19 protein-coding genes and 1 tRNA gene are annotated in these 16207 nt (G+C 69.2%); 4 read left to right on the top strand and 16 right to left on the bottom strand.

Annotation, left to right across the window (positions count from 1 at the left end):
* Positions 1–39: 39 nt before the first annotated feature.
* Positions 40–426 (top strand): VOC family protein, encoded by a 387-nt coding sequence (locus tag AC23D6_RS03190; protein ID WP_487751392.1) that lies wholly within the window; start codon positions 40–42, stop codon positions 424–426.
* A gap of 4 nt (positions 427–430) precedes the next feature.
* On the opposite strand, the gene AC23D6_RS03185 is transcribed toward AC23D6_RS03190, so the two are convergent.
* The 5 genes from AC23D6_RS03185 to AC23D6_RS03165 all read right to left on the bottom strand — a co-directional run bounded on the left by AC23D6_RS03185 (position 431) and on the right by AC23D6_RS03165 (position 5386).
* Positions 431–865, bottom strand: a complete 435-nt coding sequence (locus AC23D6_RS03185; RefSeq protein WP_487751391.1) for a BLUF domain-containing protein — start codon at positions 863–865, stop codon at positions 431–433.
* A gap of 71 nt (positions 866–936) precedes the next feature.
* A complete protein-coding gene (locus tag AC23D6_RS03180) occupies positions 937–2580 on the bottom strand; it encodes a M28 family metallopeptidase (RefSeq protein ID WP_487751390.1) in 1644 nt (547 codons plus the stop codon).
* A gap of 188 nt (positions 2581–2768) precedes the next feature.
* Entirely contained in the window at positions 2769–3698 is a 930-nt protein-coding gene (locus tag AC23D6_RS03175) for an MBL fold metallo-hydrolase (RefSeq protein ID WP_487751389.1), read from the bottom strand.
* A gap of 92 nt (positions 3699–3790) precedes the next feature.
* Positions 3791–4090: a hypothetical protein gene (locus AC23D6_RS03170; RefSeq protein WP_487751388.1), complete on the bottom strand. Its 300-nt coding sequence runs from the start codon at positions 4088–4090 to the stop codon at positions 3791–3793.
* Positions 4091–4093: 3 nt separating this feature from the next.
* Positions 4094–5386: a tryptophan--tRNA ligase gene (locus AC23D6_RS03165; RefSeq protein ID WP_487751387.1), complete on the bottom strand. Its 1293-nt coding sequence runs from the start codon at positions 5384–5386 to the stop codon at positions 4094–4096.
* A gap of 192 nt (positions 5387–5578) precedes the next feature.
* Here AC23D6_RS03165 and AC23D6_RS03160 point away from each other — a divergent pair, with 192 nt between their 5' ends.
* Positions 5579–6388, top strand: a complete 810-nt coding sequence (locus AC23D6_RS03160; protein ID WP_487751386.1) for a hypothetical protein — start codon at positions 5579–5581, stop codon at positions 6386–6388.
* Between the two features lie 60 nt (positions 6389–6448).
* Here AC23D6_RS03160 and AC23D6_RS03155 read toward each other — a convergent pair whose 3' ends face one another.
* The 10 genes from AC23D6_RS03155 to AC23D6_RS03110 all read right to left on the bottom strand — a co-directional run bounded on the left by AC23D6_RS03155 (position 6449) and on the right by AC23D6_RS03110 (position 13460).
* On the bottom strand, positions 6449–6670 hold the full coding sequence (locus AC23D6_RS03155; RefSeq protein ID WP_487751385.1) for a CsbD family protein: 222 nt from the start codon (positions 6668–6670) through the stop codon (positions 6449–6451).
* Positions 6671–6858: 188 nt separating this feature from the next.
* The gene (locus AC23D6_RS03150; protein ID WP_056879414.1) at positions 6859–6993 is read right to left on the bottom strand and encodes an entericidin A/B family lipoprotein; all 135 of its coding nucleotides are present in this window, start codon (positions 6991–6993) and stop codon (positions 6859–6861) included.
* Between the two features lie 194 nt (positions 6994–7187).
* Positions 7188–7340 carry an entericidin A/B family lipoprotein gene (locus AC23D6_RS03145; protein WP_056879413.1) on the bottom strand — a complete coding sequence of 51 codons (153 nt, stop codon included), beginning with the start codon at positions 7338–7340 and terminating at the stop codon, positions 7188–7190.
* A gap of 146 nt (positions 7341–7486) precedes the next feature.
* Positions 7487–8410 carry an arginase gene (rocF, locus tag AC23D6_RS03140; RefSeq protein WP_487751384.1) on the bottom strand — a complete coding sequence of 308 codons (924 nt, stop codon included), beginning with the start codon at positions 8408–8410 and terminating at the stop codon, positions 7487–7489.
* Positions 8411–8507: 97 nt separating this feature from the next.
* Positions 8508–8583, bottom strand: a tRNA-Thr gene (locus AC23D6_RS03135).
* A gap of 11 nt (positions 8584–8594) precedes the next feature.
* Entirely contained in the window at positions 8595–9257 is a 663-nt protein-coding gene (locus tag AC23D6_RS03130) for an SPOR domain-containing protein (RefSeq protein WP_487751383.1), read from the bottom strand.
* 23 nt (positions 9258–9280) lie between these two features.
* Complete coding sequence (locus AC23D6_RS03125; protein ID WP_487751382.1) at positions 9281–10027, bottom strand: type III pantothenate kinase; 747 nt, start codon at positions 10025–10027, stop codon at positions 9281–9283.
* Positions 10024–10986, bottom strand: coding sequence for a bifunctional biotin--[acetyl-CoA-carboxylase] ligase/biotin operon repressor BirA (birA, locus tag AC23D6_RS03120; protein WP_487751381.1), 963 nt, complete (start codon positions 10984–10986; stop codon positions 10024–10026). Before birA ends, AC23D6_RS03125 begins: the two co-directional genes overlap by 4 nt.
* A complete protein-coding gene (gene plsY / locus AC23D6_RS03115) occupies positions 10983–11609 on the bottom strand; it encodes a glycerol-3-phosphate 1-O-acyltransferase PlsY (protein ID WP_487751380.1) in 627 nt (208 codons plus the stop codon). Before plsY ends, birA begins: the two co-directional genes overlap by 4 nt.
* Before the next feature lie 30 nt (positions 11610–11639).
* Complete coding sequence (locus tag AC23D6_RS03110; RefSeq protein ID WP_487751379.1) at positions 11640–13460, bottom strand: DegV family protein; 1821 nt, start codon at positions 13458–13460, stop codon at positions 11640–11642.
* 193 nt (positions 13461–13653) lie between these two features.
* On the opposite strand from AC23D6_RS03110, the gene AC23D6_RS03105 reads away from it, so the two are divergent.
* Positions 13654–13974, top strand: a complete 321-nt coding sequence (locus AC23D6_RS03105) for a hypothetical protein (protein WP_487751378.1) — start codon at positions 13654–13656, stop codon at positions 13972–13974.
* 18 nt (positions 13975–13992) lie between these two features.
* Positions 13993–14751, top strand: coding sequence for a M90 family metallopeptidase (locus AC23D6_RS03100; protein WP_487751377.1), 759 nt, complete (start codon positions 13993–13995; stop codon positions 14749–14751).
* 3 nt (positions 14752–14754) lie between these two features.
* On the opposite strand, the gene AC23D6_RS03095 is transcribed toward AC23D6_RS03100, so the two are convergent.
* Complete coding sequence (locus AC23D6_RS03095; RefSeq protein WP_487751376.1) at positions 14755–16203, bottom strand: ATP-binding protein; 1449 nt, start codon at positions 16201–16203, stop codon at positions 14755–14757.
* Positions 16204–16207 lie beyond the last annotated feature (4 nt).

Below are 16207 nucleotides of genomic sequence, written 5' to 3'. Positions count from 1 at the left end.
GTGGCAGGATGCCGCGGTGATCCCACCGCAGGAGTCGCCATGACCCACCGCAGCCGCCTCGCTGGTTTCATCATCGACAGCCAGGTTGACGACTTGCACGCCGCGTCGGCGTTCTGGAGCGCCGCGCTGGGACTGAAGGTCACGCACCCGGACGATGGGGGCCTCGGCCTTTACGACAAGTTCGAGCCCGGCCCGGGCGGCCTGCACATCGAAGTGCAGAAGGTGAAGCACGACGCCCGCGTGCACCTGGACATCGAGACCGACGACATCGAGGCCGAAGTCGCGCGGCTGGAGGCCCTCGGCGCCAAGCGCCTGCAGCATGTGCGCAATCGCTGGTGGGTGATGGAAGCGCCGACCGGACACCGCTTCTGCGTAGTGCCGATGGACGAGGACAGCGCACGGGATACACCGAACCGCTGGCCCTGACGCGTCAGCGGCTGAGCACGGCCTGCTCGCTCCAGAACGTCAGCAGGCGCAACAGCCCGGGCGAGGAGGCGACGTGATCCTCCAGCCACGGCGCGTCGCGCTGCCACTGCGCCTGGCTCAGCTGCTGCACCACGGTCTGCGGTGCGTCCGAGAACCCCATGTGCCAACGCTGGAACCGGCGGGTCTCGACCCTGCCCCGCTCCAGGATTTCCAACCGGTGGTGCTGGCTGGCGCGCATGATCCGCGCGTAGATCTGGTCCAGATCCGGACGCGCGCCCTCGAGGTACTGCACGAAGCGATGGTCGCCATAGAGCAGCACGCCGGTGACGTTCGCCAACTCGTTGTTGATCCGCGCATCGAGCAACAGCATGTCGAGGTCGGACGCATCCAGGGGACGCGTGGCCTGGCTCTGGTAGACCAAGGCATGGAGAGGCGTCATGGGAACCGTGGAGGCGAGAGGAGGTGCGCAGCATAGCGCGCGCCACCGCCTGGTGGTGAGCACGCGCGCTGCTATTTGCGCTCCACCTCGCTGCGCGCGCGCACGGACTTGAACTCCGAACCGTTCAGCCAATGCGGCCACGTATCACCATCGGCGATCTCGCGACCCAGCGCATAGAGGATTTTCACGTCCTGCGCCTGGCCGCGCGCATCCCAGCCGGTGGTCCACGCGTCGCATGGCTGGTGGTAGCACTTGGCGAAGTAGGCATCGCGCAGGGCCTTGCCGCCCGCTACCCCGCCCTCCACGCGATCCAGGCCCGCGCCGACGGTGATCGCCGGCACGCCGGCGCGCGCGAACGCGAAGTGGTCGGCGCGGTAGAAGAAGCCTGCTTCCAGATTGGGATCCGGCGAGTAGGCACGGCCTTGCGCCTCGGCCACGCGCTTCAGGTCCCCTTCCAGCGACACGCGACCGTTGCCCCACGAGGCGATGTCGCGCGTCGGGCCATCCGGACTGAGCATCTCGATGTTCAGCACCGCGGCCGTCTTGGCCAGCGGTGCGAGTGGATTGGCGGCGTAGTACGTGGCGCCCTGCAGGCCCTTCTCCTCGGCCGTCAGCGCCATGAACAGCAACGTGCGCTGCGGACGCGGGCCGGCGGCGAACACGCGGGCCAGTTCGATCACCGCGGCCACGCCCGTCGCATTATCGACCGCGCCGTGCCGCACGGTATCGCCGGCCGGGTCGGGCTCGCCTACGCCGAACGCGTCCCAATGGGCGGAATAAATGACCGTTTCGTCGGGGCGCTGCGTACCCTCCAGCCGGCCGATGACATTGCGCGTGACCACCTGGTCGCGCTTCACGGCGAACGTGGCGGACAACGTGGCATCCCCGAGCGGCACCGGCGTGAAGGCCTTCGTCTGCGCTCGGCGCTTCTCCGCGTCGAAATCCAGCCCCGCACGCTTGAACAGCAACACGGCGAGGTCGCGCTGCATCCAGCCCCGCAGCAGGGTGTGGTAGGTCGCTGCATCCGCACGCGGGATGTCGAACACTGCCGACAGACCGGAGGCGCGCACGGTCGCCCAGCCATAGGCCGCCGGCGCCGTCTCATGGACGATCAGCACGCCCGCGGCGCCCTGGCGCGCGAGCTCCTCGTACTTGTAGGTCCAGCGTCCGTAGTAGGTCACGGCGCGCCCGTCGAACGCGCCCGGCGCGTCGGCCTCGAAATCCGGATCGTTGACCAGCACCACGGCAACCTTCCCCGTGAGGTCGGCGCCCTTGAAGTCGTCCCAGCCGCGCTCCGGCGCATCGATGCCATAGCCGACGAAGACGAGCGGCGCGTCGGTGACGGCGACGGTGTCGACCGGACCGAGGCTCTGCAGCACCACGTCTTCGCCATTGGCGAGCACCTGGGTGGCGCCGCCGACATGCAGCGACGCGCGCACAGGCCCGTCCACCTGCGCACGCACCAGCGGCACTGCCTGCGTCCAGCCGCCTTGTTCGCCACCGGGTTGGACGCCCGCCTTCTTCAAGGCGTCGACGATGTAGGCGATCGTCTTGGTCTCGCCCGGTGTCGCCGGCGCGCGGCCTTCGAATTCATCCGAAGCGAGCACTTCCACGTGCTTCGACAGGTTGTCGGCGCTGATGCCGCCGCCGGGGATGTCCGCGGCGAGTGCGGGGGTCATGCACAGGCAAAGCAGCATCGGAAGCACGCGTTTCATGGAACCCCACCTCATTCGATCAGCGTCGCGAGTCTAAAGGATCCCTGTAGGAGCGACGTGAGTCGCGACCGCACGTCATGTACGTACGATCGGTCGGCTGGGCGAGACGTCGCCTCCTTCTTCGAAGACCAAGGCCACTTTGCCATCCGGTCGCGACTCACGTCGCTCCTACAGGGAGACACAGCGGCTTACGGCCGCCCTCGGTCCAGCCACACACCCAGGCCCTGCGCATTCAACTCGATGTCCATCGCCAGGATGCGTTCGACGTCCTCGTCCGCCAGCGGAACCTGCAGGGCATGGGCGCGCTCCAGGTAGAGCGCGGTGAGTCCGGCCGTCAGGCAGCGGTGCCGGTCCGCGCGGCCATCGCAACTGTCGGCTATCGCCACCATCGCGTCGATCTGTTCGTACAGCGACTGCGCCAGGCGTGGCACCTCGCCGACGCGGCCGTAGTGGGTCAGGTACATGGCCTCCGGCGCACGCGCGACCATGCGCGCGATGCTCGCCTTCAGGGCTTCGGGCTCGAACTGCACCGGTGTGGTCGTCGGCAGGATGAAGGCGCCCTGCGGTCCGTCCAGTTCGCGATACGAGAGCCCGAACGTGTCGCCGGTGAACCAGCTGCGGCTGCGCCCATCCCAGATGCAGTGATGGTGGCGCGCATGGCCCGGCGTGTCGATGCACTCCAGCGCGCGCCCCGCCAGCATCACTGTTTCGCCATCGGCGACGATGCGCACCCGGGCCTCGGGCACGGGTTGGAGGGTGCCGTAGCTGCGCTGCATTTCCTCTTCGCCATAGACGGCGGTGGCGCCGGCGATGAGCTTTTCCGGATCGATGAGGTGCGGCGCGGCGCGGGGATGCGCGATCAGGGTGGCGTGCGGCAGCTGCTGCATCAACAGGCCGGCCCCGCCGGCGTGGTCCAGATGCACGTGAGTGACGATAAGCAGGTCGATGTCTTCGGGCGTGATGCCAGCTCGCTGCACGGCCGACAGCAGATGGGGAACGGAATGGTTGGTGCCGCAGTCAACGAACGCACCACGGCCCTCCTCGACAATCAGATAGGCGGCGTCGAAGTGGTCGCGCTGGAACGTGGTGTCGATGGTGTGGATGCCGTGGAGGCTCATCCGCGGGCCTGTATGGGGACGGATGGACCGATTCTAGTCCCCGCGTCGCGCCGGCACGACCCGCCTTTGGTGGAACACGCGGTCCGCGCAGCTCAGCCGCGCGACAGCCACCAGCCGCGCAGCGGTACCGCCAGCGTCAGCACGAACAGGAAGGCGCCGTACGCCACCAGCGTGGCCAGCACCTGCTTCCAGATCGCACCCGTGCCGACATCGGACGCGCCCAGCGCATAGCCCCACTGCATGCCGATGAAGCTGAGCACGAAGGCCACCGCGAGCGCCGCCAGATCGAAGCCCTTGCGACGCGCCGTGCGCGGCTGCCGAGGAAACAACCAGAACAGCGAGCCCAGCAACAGGAACCAGGGCAGGAACAGGATCACCGCCAGGTACGGCATGGCTCAGGCCTCTGCGGCGCGCAGCGCGGCCAGCGCCGCCAGCACGTCGCTGGCGGGGACATGCAGCACGATCTCCGGCGTTTCCATCGCGTCCGCCTGCTCGGCCTGCTTCAACACGCCGATCAGCTTGCCGGCGTCCTTCGGCGAATCGAAGCCATTGCTCTGCACCAGCACGTTGCCGTCGGCATCGACCAGCTTGAAGTAGAAGCGGCTGTCGGTGTCGCGGTACTGCTTGAACACCGGCAACGCGGCCTTCGCGCCGACTTTGGCGTCCGCGACCGGCTGCTGCGACAGGTCGCGCAGGCCCACCGCATGCCGGAGTTCGGCCAGCAGCGGCGTGGCGTAGCGCTCGCGCAGGCGACGCGCGCCCTCGCGCAGGATGGCCTCGATGTCGGCCGGCTTCGCCATCAGCGCCTCGTACTTCTCGCGCAGCGGAGCGATTTCCGCATCGATGCGCTCGAACAGCTGCTGCTTGGCCTCGCCCCAGCTGATGCCGTCGGCGAACCTCTGCGCGAACGCGCGCGTTTCCTCGGCACTGCCGAAGGCCTGGTACAGCTGGAAAAGGGCCGAACCCTCGGTGTCCTTCGGCTCGCCGGGGCCACGCGAGTCGGTCAGGATCGAGAACACCAGCTTCTTCAGCTCCTCGCGCGGCGCGAACAGCGGGATGGTGTTGTTGTAGCTCTTACTCATCTTGCGACCGTCGAGCCCGGGCAGCGTGGCCACGTTGTCGTCGATCAGTGCTTCCGGCAGGGTGAAGTACTCCTTGCCGTACACGTGGTTGAAGCGCTGGCCGAAGTCGCGCGCCATCTCGATGTGCTGGATCTGGTCGCGGCCCACCGGCACCTGGTGCGCGTTGAAGATCAGGATGTCGGCGGCCATCAGCACCGGATACATGAAGAGGCCCGCGCTGATGCCGGCATCCGGGTCTTCGCCCTCGGCATTGTTCTTGTCCACCGCAGCCTTGTAGGCGTGCGCGCGGTTGAGGATGCCCTTGCCCGCCACGCAGGTCAGGAACCAGGTCAGCTCGGTGATTTCCGGCACGTCGCTCTGGCGGTAGAACCACACCTTGTCCGGCTCCAGCCCGCAGGCCAGCCAGGTCGCCGCGATCTCCAGCGTGGAGCGCTGGGTGCGCGCGGGATCCTGTGCCTTGATCAGGCTGTGCAGGTCGGCCAGGAAGTAAAAGCTCTCCGTGTCCGCGGCACGGCTGGCGGCGACAGCCGGGCGCACGGCGCCGACGTAGTTGCCCAAGTGCGGCGTGCCCGAGGTGGTGATACCGGTAAGGACGCGGGTGGTCATGTGCGAAGCGGGGGAATGCGGGAAAGCGGTCAGTTTACCGACTGGGGCCAGGCGATGCCGGGGCCGCGCCTGCGACATGGGGTCGCAGCCCACACCTGCTGCCGGCTTAACCGACGCCGGCCGTGGCCTCCGCGACAACCCCATTCCCGCCTGCGGCCCGTTTCCAGCATCGTCCCCACCTGGAGAACGGACATGCTGCATCGGATCTTCGCTTCCCTGGCCACGCTGGCGCTGCTGGCCGCGTGCGCCCCCACCCAGGCCCGTCCGCTGGTCGATGTCAGCGTTGTCGATCGCGACAGCGGCGAATGGTTGTCCCAGTATCCGCACCGCGGCGATGTCTGGGTCGCCGGCACCCCGGGCCATCGCTACAGCGTGCGCCTGACCAACACCACCGGCGAGCGCGTGCTGGTGGTGCTGTCGGTCGACGGCGTCAACGCGATCACCGGCCAGACCGCGAACCCGTCGCAGGCCGGTTACGTGCTCGAACCTTGGCAGACCACCGAGATCAACGGCTGGCGCAAGTCGATGCACGACGTGGCGCAGTTCGTCTTCACCGACCTCGGCGAAAGCTACGCCGCGCGCACCGGTCGGCCGCGCAACGTCGGTGTGATCGGCGTGGCGGCCTTCCGCGAAGCCCGTGCTTATTACCCGACGTACTCGCCGCCCCCGATCGCGCGGGAACGGATGGAGAAACGCGGTGACGCCAGCGACGCTGCCGCGGCGCCCGCCGCGGGCGCATCGCGCGCCATCGCCAACGAAGCGTCCGCGCGCCAGCAGAGCATCGGTACCGGCCACGGTGATCGCGAATGGGCACCAACCTCGCGCACCGGCTTCGAACGCGCGACACGGGTGCCCGAGCAGGTCAGCGAAGTGCGTTACGACGAACGCCGCCGTCTCGTCGCGCTGGGGATCCTGCCGCGCCGCCATGGCCCGATCTGGCGCGAGGACACGCCGAACGCCTTCCCCGGCGGCTTCGTCGCCGATCCGCCGCGCTGGCGCTGACACAGAAAACAGACGGGCCGCGCGAGGCGGCCCGTCCTGCTTGACGTGGCGTCCGACGGGTCAGTGGTCCATGGACTTGTCCGAGCGCAGGCTGCGCTGGAAATCCTCGACCTCGGTGTGCGCACGATCGCGATCGTAGCCGTAACGTTCCTGCAGCTTGCCTTCCAGGTATTCGGCGTTGCCCTCGGCCACCTTGAAATCGTCATCGGTCAGATCGCCCCACTTGGCCTGGATCTTGCCCTTCAGCTGCTTCCAGTTGCCGGCGATGATGTCCTGGTTCATGGCGTCTCCTTATTTGGAATTCGCGACAGGGATGCCGCATGCACAGCGTCGCAAGACGCGCGTTTCCATCCGATCAACCGCATGTCAACGCGGTATTAGGAGAGACTGAACAGTTAAGTCTGGCGCGATCACCGAAAACAAACGGGCCGCCTGAAGGCGGCCCGTCGATACCGCGGCGTCGCCGGCGATTACTTGCCGGACGAATCCTCGACCTTCTCGCCCACCTTCTGCACGTCCTTGCCGAACCCTTTGACGGTGTTGCAGCCGGACAGCACGGCGACGGAGAACAGGGACAACAGCATCAACGCAACGAAACGCTTCATAAGCGACTCCTGTGGACGGTATTCGTGATCGGGGGCTCGGGCGGCCGGTCGTGCCGGCGGTGCTGCCCGCCCGCGCAGTCTGATTCAACCACACTGGCTGCCGGCTGACCAAAAGCCCCTGAAACGCGGAAGGGCCGGGATCGACCCGGCCCTCCGTGGAAGGAACCCGCGGGCTCCCCGACATCACACATGGATCAGCACTTGCCGTCCTTGCAGTCCTGCGCCTTGTCTTCGACCTTCTCGCCGACCTTCTGTACGTCCTTGCCCGCGCCGGCCATGGTGTTGCAGCCGGACAGGACGGCCGTTGAGAACAGGGCCAGCATCAGCAGGGTCATCGCACGCTTCATGTGTCATCTCCTGGTGGAAAGGGGTGCCGCCGCAGGTGCGTCCCACGCCGCGGCGGCGTGTGCGACCACCTTCGACGCGCTGCCGTATAGGCCGCGTGAAGCTTCCCCTGCTCCGTTCAGTCGCAGTTTTCCCTGCAGCGACGGCATCAATCGCGCATCAGCGTGGACTTGCCGAACAGGCTTTCCACCAGGTCCACCGTGAGCTTGGCGGTGCGGTTGCGCCGGTCGAGCACGGGATTGAGTTCGACGATGTCCAGCGACCCCATCAGGCCGGTGTCGGCGATCATCTCCATCACCAACTGCGCTTCGCGATAGTTGGGGCCGCCGGGCACCGTGGTCCCCACGCCCGGCGCGATGCTGGGGTCGAGGAAGTCCACGTCGAAGCTCACGTGCAGGTGGGTGTCTGCATCCACGCCCTCGAGCGCCGCTTCGACGGTGCGCTTCATGCCGACCTCATCGATGTAGCGCATGTCGTACACATCGACCTTGTGGTCCTTGATCAGCTTCTTCTCCTCCGGATCGACCGAACGGATGCCGATCTGCCTGACCATCGCCGGCGTGATCGCAGGACCGTCACCACCGAGCCTGGTCAGCGCATCCGGGCCGATGCCGCACAGGCAGGCGACAGGCATGCCGTGGATGTTGCCCGACGGCGTGACCTCGCTGGTGTTGAAGTCCGAGTGCGCGTCGAGCCAGAGCACGCGCAGCTTCTTGCCGGCCTGGCGGCAGTGGCGCGCCACGGCGGTGATCGAGCCCATCGCCAGGCAATGGTCGCCGCCCATCATGATCGGCAGGCGTCCGCGCGCCAGTTCCGCTGCGGTGGCATCCATCACCGCGCGATTCCAGGCGACGACTTCCTCCAAGTGGCGATAACCGTCGACCGGCCCTGTCCACGGATTGGCCGGCCCCTGCACGTTGCCGGTGTCGACGACATCCACGCCGCGCGCCAGCAGCGCCTCGCCCAGGCCCGCGATACGCAACGCGTCGGGCCCCATGCGGGCACCGCGATGGCCGGCGCCGACGTCGGTGGGCACGCCGATCAGGGACACGGGGGGGAAGGCTCGACTCATGGGTACGTCCGGCGGAAAACAGACGCACAGTCTATGCCGGCGGCGATGACGGCCCTGTGGCATCGCAACACGCGGGGCGCGGCACAGGGCGGGAAAGTGGTGCCGCTTATCCGAATCGAACGGATGACCTACCGCTTACAAGGCGGTTGCTCTACCAGCTGAGCTAAAGCGGCGTGCGGCAATTCTAGCGCAGCGCCGTGCATTCGAGCGGCTGCGGTGCGGCACTGGACGCACGCCGCGCCAGCGCTGCCGGATCCGCACCCTCCGCCGCGCCGGCATCCAGCCACCACAGGCTGGGCCCGGCGCGCCCCACCGGCTGTAGTCGTGCAGCAAAGCCACCGGCCTGCAGATCGGCAAGCCGGCGTTCGGCCGCTTCGCGACTGCGGTAGCGGCCCAGCGCGATGCCGTTGGCCTGCTCGCCCTGGCGCACGACCAGGAAATCGTCGAAGCCCGCGGCGCCGATTCGTGCGGCGGTGGCCTGTGCCTCCTCCAGAGACGCGGCCGGCGGCATCACTACCTGGTAGCCGCTGGCGCTCGCGCCGGGCGCTTCGCGCAGCTGCACGCGCAGCAGTTCGCCGCCGAGTGCGTCGCGCGCCTGGGTGGCCGCGGCGTCACTGGTGAACGGCCCCAGGCTGAAGCAGACCACCGGAACACGGGGCGTGGCGGCCGGCGCGGGCGAAGGCATGGCGGACGCAGCGGGGGCGTCCTCATCGACCAATTGCAGGCGGGCCACACCCGCCGGCAGGTCGGCCGGCGGGGCAGGTTCGGGCGTGGGTCGGGTCAGCCACCAGGCGGCGGCGCCCAGGTTCAGCACCACCAGCAGGACGATCAGGGCACGAATCAGCATGGGTCGATTCTAGCCAGCCCCGCTCAATCGTCGATACCGGCACGTGCCCAACGCGCCAGGCCTTCCAGCACCAGCGCGGGGGCATGCACGGCGTCAGGCAACCAGGGCCGCAGCGCCTCGGCGCCGCCGCCATGCAGCAGCAGGGTCGGTCGGGTGCCCAGTCGCTCCGCGGACTGTGTAAGGCTGCGCTCGATCAGGCCCAGCGCGGCGCCGTCGCAGCCGGACGCCAGCGCGTCGGGCGTATCGCGGGCGAACTCCACGTACGCGCCGCCCTGCGCCGGCAACTGCGCGGCCGCTTGTTCCAGCGCGGCGCGCATCAACGTCGGCGACGGCGCGATGCGCCCCCCGTGGTGCACGCCCTGCGCATCCAGCAGGTCCACCGTCACCGCCGTTCCCACGCCGACCACCAGCCAGGCCTGCGCCCCGCGCGCACGTGCCGCGAGCAAGCCGAGGAACCGGTCGACGCCCAACCGCGTCGGCTCCGCATACGCGATGCGCACGCCTTGCAGCAGCGGCTGCGTGCGGGCGATCGAGATGCAGCCGAAGCGGCCCGCCAGCCAGTCGACCACGGCGGCCGTGCGCGTCGCAGACGCCACGCTGGCGATGAAGGCGCAATCCGAACGCGTCGTGGCCGGCAGTGCGGCGTCGAGCGCGGCCGCGATGTCCGCTTCATCGTGCGGAACCGCCACCACTTCGCCAAGCGTGCCGTCCGCATGAAGCGGCGCAGCCTTCAGGCGGCTGTTGCCAACGTCGAATACCCAGTGCGTCATGTCATCCTCACGCTGACATCGCCGGCATACACGCGCCGGTGTTCCATGCCCACCCTGACTTGCAAGGCGCCATCGTCGGCTAAGCCTTCGGCGATGCCGTGCGCGTCGCCCTGCGGGCCGTGCACGGTGACCGCGCGGCCGGCCAGCACATCTAGCACGGCGTAGCGTGCGAGGAACGGCGCAAGGCCATCGGCATCGAAGATATCCAGTGCGGGCAGCAGTGCGTCCAGCACGCCCGCAGCGGTCGCGTTGCGCGATGGCGTGCTGCCACCCAGCGTGGCCAGGTCGGTCCACGCCTGCTCGATGCCCTCGGCGGCCGCCTCGGGCATGCGCACGTTGAGCCCGATGCCGATCACCGCGCGCACCGGCCCGCCGTGCTCGCCGCCGCCCTCGACGAGGATGCCGCCGAGCTTGCGACCGTCGGCGAGCAGGTCATTGGGCCACTTCACGCCGACGCGTTCGTAACCCGCCTGCCGCAGCGCCTCGGCCACGGCCACGCCGACCACCAAGCTGAGGCCGCCCAAGCGCGCCAAGCCGCCGGAAAACTGCCGCGACACCGACACATAGAGGTTCGCCGCGATCGGCGATGCCCAGTGTCGTCCGCGCCGCCCTCGACCGCCTGTTTGCTGTTCGGCAAGCAGCACGTCGGCGCCTCGCTCCGGTGCTTTCCTTCGCAGCAGCTCGCTGTTGGTTGAATCCAGAGACCACGCGACGTCGAGCGCGGACACCGAAGAGGCGTATCGCATCTGCGTCCGGATCCGTTCGGCCTCCAGCAGCTCGACCGGCATGGCCAGTGCGTACCCGCGACCCGGCTGCGCATCGATGCGCAAGCTGCCCTCGCGCAGGGTTTCGATGCGTTTCCACACGGCCGCGCGCGTCTGTCCGACCGCACGCGCGAGCGCGTCGCCGGACACGGGACCTTGCGCGAGGCGCAGCAGCAGGTCTCGTTCGCCCGTCATGCGCGGCGCCGCCAGAAGCGCACCCGCTCGAACCGGGATTCCGTGCCCGCACGCAGGCGCTGCAGATTGACGCGATGAGTGAAGACCACGAGCAACGCGGCCACCGCGGCGAAGACCTGCGTGGGCGCATCCGCGCGCAGCCACATGGCGAGCGGCAACAGGCAGGCCGTGGCGATGATGGAGGCCAACCCCACATAGCCGCTGGCCACCAGTACGCACACCCAGACGAGGAACAACGGCAGCAGCGCGATCGGCCAGAGGACGGCGACACCGCCCAACAAGGTGCCGACGCCCTTGCCACCGCGGAACCCGTGCCAGAGCGGCCACACGTGACCGACGGCGGCAGCAAGGACCGCACCCCAGGCCACGGCGCGCACCGGCAGCGGGCCGTCCGCCGGCGCGAACCGGAGCGCGAGCCAGGCCGCCAGCGCGCCCTTGCCGATATCGACCAGTACGACGCCCAGCGCGAATTTCGCGCCCTGGGTGCGGAAGGCATTGGTGCCGCCGGCATTGCCGCTGCCCTGCGTGCGGATGTCGACGCCGCGCAGGCGGCCCAGCGTGAGGCTGCCGGACACCGACCCCAGCAGATAGGCGGAGACGATCAGGAGGAAGAGGACGAGCATGGCGCCATTATGGGCCACGGGGCGCTTGGCTCAGTCGGTCGGTGCCGGCTGCACCGCGACGATCAGTGCGCCCTGCCCCGCATGCGCGCCGATGGCCGCGCCGGTGTCCACCAGGCGATCTTCGGCGATGTCCAGGCGCTGACGCAGCGCCACCAGCAGGCGATCGGCCTCGGGTCGCGCATCGCAATGGCCCACGATCACCCGCCAGCGCGCAGCACGTGGCAGTGCGCGCGCGACACGCCGCGCGAACGCCTCGGGCGCCCTGGCACGCGTCAACAGCAGACCGGCCACGACCATGCGCCCGTCGGCGCTCATCTTCGCCATCGGCGTCAGCGCGGTCAGTCGCGCGATCGGTGCGGCCCAGCGCGGGATGCGTCCGCCGCGCACGGCGTGCGAGATATCCGGTGCGATCGCCCACATCCGCGTCAACGGACGAAGACGTTCCAGTTCCGCCACCATGTCGGCTTCGCCCTGTCCTCGCGCGGCAAGCTCGGCCGCGCGCCAGACCAGCAAGGCCTGGCCGCATGCCGCGTTGACGGTGTCGAACACGCGCACGCGCGCACCGGCATCGCGCGCCGCCGCATGCTCGCCCGACTGCAGCGTGCCGGACAGCGCGCGCGACAAGCCCACGTATAGCACGCGCGCGTGGTGGGCGAGCGAAAGGTCGAACTGCCGTCGGAAATCGCCTGGCGGCGGCTGGCTGGTGCGCGGCAACTGCCGCGATGCGGCCATGCGCCGATAGAACTCGGCCGTCGACAGTCCCACCTTGTCCAGATAGTCGCGCCCGTCCAGATCCACGCGCGCCGGCACCACGCCGATGGCATAGCGTTCGCCGATGTCCTCCGGCAGGTCGGCCGCGCTGTCGGTGACGATCACCAGCGATTGGGTCAGGCCGGCGGCGGCCTGTTGGCGGACCATGTCGTCCGCCTTCATCCCCTCCACCTGGCCTTGCGCTGCGCAAGCGTCGAACAGCGCTTGCGGCGATCCGGTGTGCGCATGCACGCGCAGGCGGGTGGAGCCACCGGCGATGACGATGGAATCTGCGCCCGCCGCTTCCAGTGCGGCACGCAGGCGTTGTCTATCCAGCGCTTCCCCCAGCAGCAGGCACTCGGTGCACCAGCGGCGCGTCGGGTCGATGTCGTGGTCGTGGCCGAGCGCATCGGCGGCATCGTTCGCTGCGGGCGGCGCCGCGCCGCGCATGCGGACCGCACGCGGTCCGCCTTCGACGAATTCGGCGATGCCTTCCAGCAGATCCACGAACCCCTGCGCGCCGGCATCGACCACGCCGGCCCGCTGGAGCAAGGCCATCTGCTTCGGCGTGTCGGCCAGCGCGCGGCGCGCACGGTCCAGCGCCCGCACGAAGCCGCTGCGGGCGTCAGCCGGGGTCTGGTCGTCGCCCGCAGCGGCGTCCAGTTCGTCCGCGAACGCGGTGATGACGCTCAGGATGGTGCCTTCCACCGGCTGGGCGAGGGCCTGCCGCGCACTCTGCGCGCCCTGGCGGACCGCCGCGGCGAGCGAGCGAGCGTCCAGCTCGGGCAGGCTGCGCACACGCTCGGCCACGCCGTACAGGAACTGGGCCAGGATCGCGCCCGAGTTGCCGCGCGCACCGTCGATAGCGTCGTTGCCGACCCGGCTGAGCAGATCGCCGGCGTGCTGGCTGGGCCGTGAAAGCGCCCCGTGCAGCACGCTGCCCAGGGTGGAGGCGAGGTTGTTGCCGGTATCGCCGTCGGCCACCGGGAACACGTTGATCCGGTTCAGCCCGTCGCGGGCCGCGATGACGCGCCGGGCGCCGGCGATCAGCGCCAGGCGCAGGGCGGGAGCGGTCAGCGGGCGGTCCGGCGGGGCGGGCATGGGGCGCCAGTCTGCCGCAACCGACGCCGGCGACCTGCTGCAACGCAACAGCCGGTCGGCGAGTTCCCTCGTTCCGTCGCCGTGTATCGGCGTTTCGTCGCACGGCGCGCCCGATCCGTGCCGGGAAAGGGGCTTTCCGGCTATAGTCGGCGACATCATCTGGCCGCCGTAACCGCCCGACAGGAGTCTTCCGATGCTTCGCGCCAGTCTTGCCCTGCTGCTCATCGGCGCCTCGGCCGCCGTATTCGCCCAGAACGGACGGGTAGCCCCCAGCGGCAACGCCACCGTCTGCCAGGATGTGGCCGACCGCGCCGTGGCCGACCGCCCGGGCGATACCCTGCCGACCGCGCCGGATGCGCGTCGCGCCCGCGCCACTGCCGTGCGCAGCAAGTACGCCGCCCCCGCCGCGTTGACCCCGCCCGCCTCGCGCGGCGGTGGCGACGACGACGAGACCCCGCTGCCGCGCAGCCGCGGCTCCAAGTGGCACAGCTTCCTGCCGGGCATGTTCCGCTGACGCGGACGGCGTCGCCCTGTGATCGGACTGCTGCGCCGCCTGCGGCGCCCCGCTCTCTACATCGAAGATGCACTGTGGCAGACCGTCCGGGCGGATACCGCCTGGGTCGCTGCGCTTGATGACGCACGCGCGGACCGCGTCCGCACGCTGGCGGCCCGCTTCCTGCACGAGAAGACCATTACCCCGCTCGCGGGCCTGTCGCTGGACGACACGCAGCGCGTGCAACTCGCTGCCCTGTGCAGCCTGCCACTGCTCGAATTCGGCGAGACCGGCCTGCGCGGCTGGTCGCAGCTGATCGTCTACCCGGATGCATTCCGCGTGCAGCGTACCCATACCGATGCCGCCGGCGTGCTGCACGAGTGGGAAGACGATCTGTCCGGCGAAGCCTGGGACCAGGGCCCGCTGATCCTGTCGTGGGCCGACGTGCAGGCGGACCTGGCCGAACCCGAGGCCGGCTTCTGCGTGGCCGTGCACGAGATGGCGCACAAGCTGGACGTGCTGGACGGTGAACTGGACGGCACCCCGCCCCTGCCCCGTGACTGGCACGCCCGCTGGGCACGCGATTTCCAGCGCGCTTACGACGACTTCTGCATGCAGGTGGACCTGGGCCGCGAGACCGCACTGGATCCCTACGCCGCGGAAGCGCCGGAGGAGTTCTTCGCTGTTGCCACCGAGTACCACTTCTCCGCGCCGTCGGTCCTGGCTGAGTCGGTGCCCACCGTGGCCGAGCACCTGCGCCGCTTCTACGGCCCGTCGCCGTTCGCGACCACGGGTTAAGCCTTACAGGCCCGGCGGCAGCCGGACTTCGAAACGCGCGCCGCCCAGTTCGTCCGAACGCAGCACCTGCAATTCGCCGCGATAGTCGCGGATCAAGTCCTGCACGATCGACAGACCGATGCCATGGCCCTGCACGCGTTCGTCGCCGCGCACGCCACGCTGCAGCACCTTGGCCACGTCGTCCTCGGCAATGCCGGGTCCATCGTCGTCCACCGCCAAGAACAGGCCCGGCCGACGCTGCGGCGCGGTCGCGCCGACCTTCACCGTCAGCAAGACGCGCGAACGCGCCCACTTGAACGCGTTCTCCAGCAGATTGCCCATCAGCTCCTGGAGGTCGCCGGTCTCGCCATGGAACCGCGCGCGCGGATCGATCTCGAATTCGCAGATGACACCCTTGCCCGCGTACACCTTCTCCAGGCCGCGCACGATCTCTTCCGCGTGCGGCTCGAGCGGCACCGGCGCCGAGAACAGCTTGTGGCCGCTCGATGCCGCACGCGCCAGCTGGTACGAAACCAGGTTGTTCATGCGCTTGAGCTGCACGTCCAGCTCCTCGCGCAGCGCGGCGGGGTCGGCGTTGTTGTCCATCTGCGTGCGCAGCACCGCGATGGGCGTCTTCAGGCTGTGCGCCAGGTCGGCCAGCGTGTTGCGCTGGCGCTCAAGGTTTTCGCGCTCGCTCTCGATGAAGGCGTTGATGCTGTCGGTCAACGGCTCCAGCTCGCGCGGATGGCTTTCGGTCATGCCCGACGCTTCGCCGCGCTGTACGCGGCTGAGTTCGAAGATCACGCGGCGCAGTGGGCGCAAGCTCCAGCGCAGCACCAGCATCTGCAACAGCAGCAGGATCACGCCGGCGCCGCCAAGGTAGACCCACAGCGAACCGCGGAACACGCGGATCTGCGCACTCAGCGCCTGCGCATCCTCGAGGATATAGATGCTGTACGGGATCTCGCCGTGCTGATGGGTGGCCGGCCATGCATAACCCACGCCGTACCGGTAGGCCTCGCTCTCGGTGCCGTCGGCGCGGCGGATCGGCAGAGGGCCTTCGAACGATTCGTCCAGCGCACCCAGCAGTTGCGGCACCGGCAGTTCCGGACCCAGTGTGGAGTTGGAACCCCAGGGCGGTGCGCCCTGCAGGACCACCTGTGCGTACATGCCGCTGTCGGGCATGTCGAAGCGTGGATCGGGGGTGTTGTAAGGCGGGATCAGCGTGCCGTTGCGGCCGAACTCCACCTTGTCGGTGTAGTAGAGCGCGTAGCTCTTCAGGCGCTGGCGCAGGTTGTCTTCGGCGGTATCGACGAAGGCGCGGTCCAACGCCCAGCCGGCCAACGCGAGAAAGGCGAGCAGCGCCAGACTGGCCGCCAGCAGCTGGCGCGCGCGCAGCGAGCGCGGGCGCCAGCCGTCGAACCGGTCACGGCCGGGCGCGGGCGGCGTACCGCCGGAAGGGGGCGCAGGCATTCAA

It is taken from the genome of Pseudoxanthomonas sp. G3 (genome assembly GCF_057654715.1).
The sequence above is the reverse complement of the archived record's forward strand: the minus strand, read 5'-3'. Positions and strand labels throughout refer to the sequence as shown.